A 4201-nucleotide genomic window follows, 5' to 3' on the forward strand; every position below is an offset into this window, starting at 1 on the left:
CCGAAGCCGTCATCCGCCTCGAAGCACTGTGGCGAGCCTGGGAACACGCCCGCACCGACCCCAACACCGGCATCGCCACCTGGCACGTGTCCTACCTCGACCCGCAACTCGCAGTGCTGTGCGGACCCTCCGGACCGTTCCGCGCCTGCCGCCCCGACCGTCACGAACCCGACCGGCCCCTACCCGTCACCCCGGTCCCACCCGGCCACTTCGACCCCGCGGTAGGAGGCGAGGACGGCTGACCCGCGCCTGCGACACCACCGCCAGCGAACGCGCCGCCGGGTCGCCGACAAGCCCCACCACACCATCTGTCCGAACACCATAAAAGGATGAAAAACATGGCAGAATCCGCGGATTTCGAGTCGTCCGTATTCTCCGACATGAAACCATTCACCTGGGACAGCAAAGAAGTCGCAGCCTATGAAGCGGCACTAGAAGCCGGGCACGCCGCAGTCGGCGCATACGCCGCCCGTATCACGGCCGAGGAAAACAAACTCCATCCGGACCCGGCCAGGCTGGAACGATGGAAAAACGAACAGGCTGCCTGCGCCCGGGCCCGGGACACCCTCGACCCGGCCGACCCGGCTGCTGTCGCCGAGGCCCGTATCCGGTTCACCGACATCGCCCACCAGATACAGGAGCAGGCGTGACCCAGCCCACTCCCATCCCCGACCAGCTCCCCGCCGCCGAAGCGGAAAGAATCTTCCAGGAAAAAATCGTTCCTGTAGAGACCAGTCATGCCCGGCCGCAGCCCCGCCCAACCGTCGTGTTCCTCGTCGCCCAGCCCGGCGCGGGGAAGTCGCGGGTGGCCCGGCAGATCGGCGCTATCTTTGACGGCAAGGGCGGATTCATCGATGTCGACAGCGACCGTTACAAGCCTTTTCATCCATCCTATGAACAATTCATGGCCGAAAACGACCAGACCATGGCGGTTCGCACCCGGTTCGACGGTCGCCGGTGGATGCACATGATCCAGGACTATGCCCGTCACCACCGACTCAATACTCTTGTACAGGCAACAGCCGATAACCCCGCCGGGGTCGCGGAAGATATGAGCCGCTACCGGGAAGCCGGCTACCAAATAGCCGTCGCCACCATGGGAGTTCCCGAAGCCATGAGCCGGCAAGGAATCATACACCGCTACCACGAACAGGTCCGCGACCGGGGCCGTGGACGACTAACAGCACCGGAAAACGCCCGCCACTCCTACGCCGGTATTCTCGACCTTGCCGACCTTATCGATACCCACCATCTTGCCGACCAGGTTGCGGTATTTCGCCGTGGCGAAGCAGAACCCCGCTACTTCAACCACCTCACCCCCGCAGGCCAGTGGGCCGAACCGCCCCGCTTACGAGCCGCAATCGAGACCGAACGGACCCGGCCCTGGACTCCACAAGAAACAGGCGACTTCCAAGCCGTACAACGCACACTCGCAGGCGAGGCTGGCCCGGAATGGACTCCTCAACTCGCCGAGATCGACACTCTAGCCCGCCCACTGTTCCACCCGACTCCTCCACGCATGCCACCAACCGCCATGACGGACGCAGCCAGGGTAACGTTCCCCCGCCCCGGCTCTCCGGACCACAGCCCGCGTTCCTCTTCTGCCACACTGCCCCGATCACCTGCATCACCCGGCCACCGACCGCCGACCACCGGACGGTGACCCGCTGGTCAAACGACCGTCACGACGGTGCGTGGCGAGAGCCACAGGCCTGCCGTTCCCGACCCCGACCCACACAGTCTTCCGGAAGCGTCAGCCCGCCCCATGGCCGAGTCCCACTCCCGCCGCAGCATCAAGTCTTGGACGCACGAGCTACCCGCCGGCTTCGTGGAAAGGCATGTTCACCGCCCCCGAGGCCGAGGCGGCAACGCGGAACGGGCAGGGCTGCGCGCCCCTGCATGCGCCACCCGTGGTGGTACGGGCGACTGGCCGGGGATGTGGGTGGCCAACATCCGGGCGGCAGCCACGGCGGCTTCGGCCTGAATATGGCGCTGCTGGGCGGCACGGAGGAAGGCCAGGGCCTCGGCCAGTCGCAGCAACGCCTCCACAAGCCGGGCGAAATCGGTTGCCTCGCCAGGGCCGGCACGGCCGAGCGCGAGCAGAATCCGCGCCCCTGCCCGGACGGTTTCAGCGGCCGGAGTGGTGTGCGGGGTGGCCGCCCACCGGGCCCGGGCCGCCCGGGCAATGCGCTCACTGGCCGTGTGCATCGGCCCATCGTCTGGCCCGTGTAGGACGTGGGCGACGGCGGCGGCCAAGTCCCCGACGGCGTGCGCCACCGCTTCCTGATCCTGTTCCCTGGCGGGGTCACCGGCGACGTCGGCGGCCAGGTGCTCGGCGGCACTGACGGCAGCCGCAGTCGCTGTGGTAACCGCCTGGCGGCGGGCAGCAGGGTCGCGCAACCGCTGCCGGTCAGCAGAATCGGCTGTACCGGCCGGGCAGGTCGGGGCCTGCCAGCGTCGTCGTAGCTGCGGCAGGCTCAGGTCCGCGGCCAGCCGTCCGCCGCTGTACCAGACCGATACTCCCTGGCGGTCCCGGTCGCCGGGCAGGGCCACCGCATAGCCGGTGATCTCATCGGGATGCTGGATGTGGACAAACAAAAAATCACACTATCCACACACTGGATGCATGTGCGGAAGACGGGTCTAGAAGGTGCGCGAATCCGCGCGATCGGAGACCTCGTCGATGCCGCCAACGCCCGCCAGACCATCCGCGACGCACTCGCTGCCGTACAGCAGCAGGTGGCCAACGCCGAAACCGTTTACGCCGACGCGCGTAAGGCCGCGCTCGAAGCCGGGTGGACATCGAAGGAACTGGTCTCCCTCGGCTACCCGCAGCCTGTACAGTGCCGCCGTCAGCGGAACAGCGCAACCGACAGCAGCGAGCCAGCCGACGATACCGGCACTATCGCTGAGGAGAGTGACCGCGCTCCGAAGACAGTCGCTCCCCACCAGCCAGGGCAGTGAAAGTAGATCGACAAAAACGGCATAAACGGTTCGGTACCTCCAGAGAGTGATACCGGTAGCTGACGGCGCTGTTCGGCGACGGCGTCGAGTGGTCGTAGTCTTCGGGTGACAGGCGAAGCGCTGAAGGGATGTCTCCTGATGCAGGACAGGGATGTCGCCGAGGTGTTCCTACTGTGCGGCCTGACCGGTTCTGGCAAGACGACCTACGCCAAGCACCTGGAGGGCCAGGGCATCGTGCGCCTCTCCGTCGACGAACGGGTACATGCACGGCACGGTCGCTACGGCGTCGACTATCCGGAACACCGGTACTTCGAGCTGGAAGGCCCAGTGGTCACCGAAGTGGAGGCCGAGCTGGCCGCCCTGGTCAAGGCAGGAACATCCGTGGTGATAGATCGCGACCTGTGGGACCGGGCCGGACGTGACCGGTACAAGAAACTCGTGGAAGAACACGGCGGCCGGTGGCATCTGCTGTACTTCAAGGCGGACCGCTCGGTGTTGCGCCGCCGTCTGCACATACGAAACCAACGTACCGACGGCAACGCGCTGACCGTCACAGACGAAGCGTTGGATGACTTCCTCGCCCGGTTCGAGGAGCCGACGGGTTGAGGGTGAGGAAGTCATCCAACAGTCGTAGCGCTGGCCGGTCAGCCGGCGGGAGGCCGCCAGGTGTCGACGATCGCGCGAGACTCGTCAGCCCACCAGGACGGGACAGCGTCCATAGCCACCGGTCGGAAGAGCACAGTCTGCCCGGACACATCGAGCCTTCCAGCGTGCTCCTCCACGTGGGCGAGAAGTCGATGCGCCTCGTCGCGGACAGCGGGACTCTGCTCCTGCCATCCGCCTGCAGCCAGCATCGCCGCCCGCCTCGCCAGATAAGTGACAACATCGCCGCGCCACTTGAAGTCATGGACGATGACGAGCGGATCGTTGGCAGGCCGGCGGCCAGGGCTCCGGTGGTTGCCGGAAGCGACTTCCACACCGCTGCGTACGAGAACAACCTTGCGCGGGTCACCGCGTAGAAGCCGATGGGTCAGGAAACCACCGAGCGGGTAACTACGGTCAAGCCCGACCTCCGGAGCCCACGGTCGCAGCCGCCCGTCCGCTGCGACCCGATCGAGCATGACACTCCCAACAACGGGAACGTCGACCATCTTCGTCTCCGCTGTCGCCGTTTTCGACACCGTCGACGAACGCGGCCCACTCGGCGCGGGAGAACGACAGCACGAGCCCGTCCGGG

7 protein-coding genes are annotated in these 4201 nt (G+C 66.4%); 5 read left to right on the top strand and 2 right to left on the bottom strand.

What is annotated here, in order from left to right; translation table 11 throughout:
- The 3 genes from MJ785_RS19890 to MJ785_RS19900 all read left to right on the top strand — a co-directional run.
- The coding region (locus MJ785_RS19890; RefSeq protein WP_239382235.1) for a DUF4913 domain-containing protein at positions 1–242 on the top strand (242 nt) is incomplete at its 5' end.
- 96 nt (positions 243–338) lie between these two features.
- Positions 339–650 carry a hypothetical protein gene (locus MJ785_RS19895; RefSeq protein ID WP_239309689.1) on the top strand — a complete coding sequence of 104 codons (312 nt, stop codon included), beginning with the start codon at positions 339–341 and terminating at the stop codon, positions 648–650.
- Positions 647–1663 carry a zeta toxin family protein gene (locus MJ785_RS19900; RefSeq protein ID WP_239309687.1) on the top strand — a complete coding sequence of 339 codons (1017 nt, stop codon included), beginning with the start codon at positions 647–649 and terminating at the stop codon, positions 1661–1663. The genes MJ785_RS19895 and MJ785_RS19900 overlap by 4 nt, the downstream gene beginning before the upstream one ends.
- Positions 1664–1842: 179 nt before the next feature.
- Here the strand turns inward: MJ785_RS19900 and MJ785_RS19905 are convergent, their stop codons facing one another.
- Positions 1843–2598 carry a hypothetical protein gene (locus MJ785_RS19905; RefSeq protein ID WP_239382237.1) on the bottom strand — a complete coding sequence of 252 codons (756 nt, stop codon included), beginning with the start codon at positions 2596–2598 and terminating at the stop codon, positions 1843–1845.
- On the opposite strand from MJ785_RS19905, the gene MJ785_RS19910 reads away from it, so the two are divergent.
- Positions 2578–2964 carry a hypothetical protein gene (locus MJ785_RS19910; protein ID WP_239382239.1) on the top strand — a complete coding sequence of 129 codons (387 nt, stop codon included), beginning with the start codon at positions 2578–2580 and terminating at the stop codon, positions 2962–2964. The two genes, MJ785_RS19905 and MJ785_RS19910, sit on opposite strands and share 21 nt — an antisense overlap.
- A 138-nt stretch (positions 2965–3102) precedes the next feature.
- Entirely contained in the window at positions 3103–3570 is a 468-nt protein-coding gene (locus tag MJ785_RS19915; protein WP_239382241.1) for an ATP-binding protein, read from the top strand.
- 38 nt (positions 3571–3608) lie between these two features.
- Here MJ785_RS19915 and MJ785_RS19920 read toward each other — a convergent pair whose 3' ends face one another.
- Positions 3609–4085 (bottom strand): hypothetical protein, encoded by a 477-nt coding sequence (locus MJ785_RS19920; RefSeq protein ID WP_239382243.1) that lies wholly within the window; start codon positions 4083–4085, stop codon positions 3609–3611.
- Positions 4086–4201: the final 116 nt, after the last annotated feature.

Origin of the sequence: Protofrankia sp. CiT1 (genome assembly GCF_917627335.1) — a bacterium.
Lineage (GTDB): Bacteria > Actinomycetota > Actinomycetes > Frankiales > Frankiaceae > Protofrankia.

Coding starts and splice junctions, on each gene's coding strand:
- MJ785_RS19895 (WP_239309689.1), top strand. CDS start 339: ATGGCAGAATCCGCGGATTTCGAGTCGTCCGTATTCTCCGACATGAAA.
- MJ785_RS19910 (WP_239382239.1), top strand. CDS start 2,578: ATGCTGGATGTGGACAAACAAAAAATCACACTATCCACACACTGGATG.
- MJ785_RS19915 (WP_239382241.1), top strand. CDS start 3,103: ATGCAGGACAGGGATGTCGCCGAGGTGTTCCTACTGTGCGGCCTGACC.
- MJ785_RS19920 (WP_239382243.1), bottom strand. CDS start 4,085: ATGCTCGATCGGGTCGCAGCGGACGGGCGGCTGCGACCGTGGGCTCCG.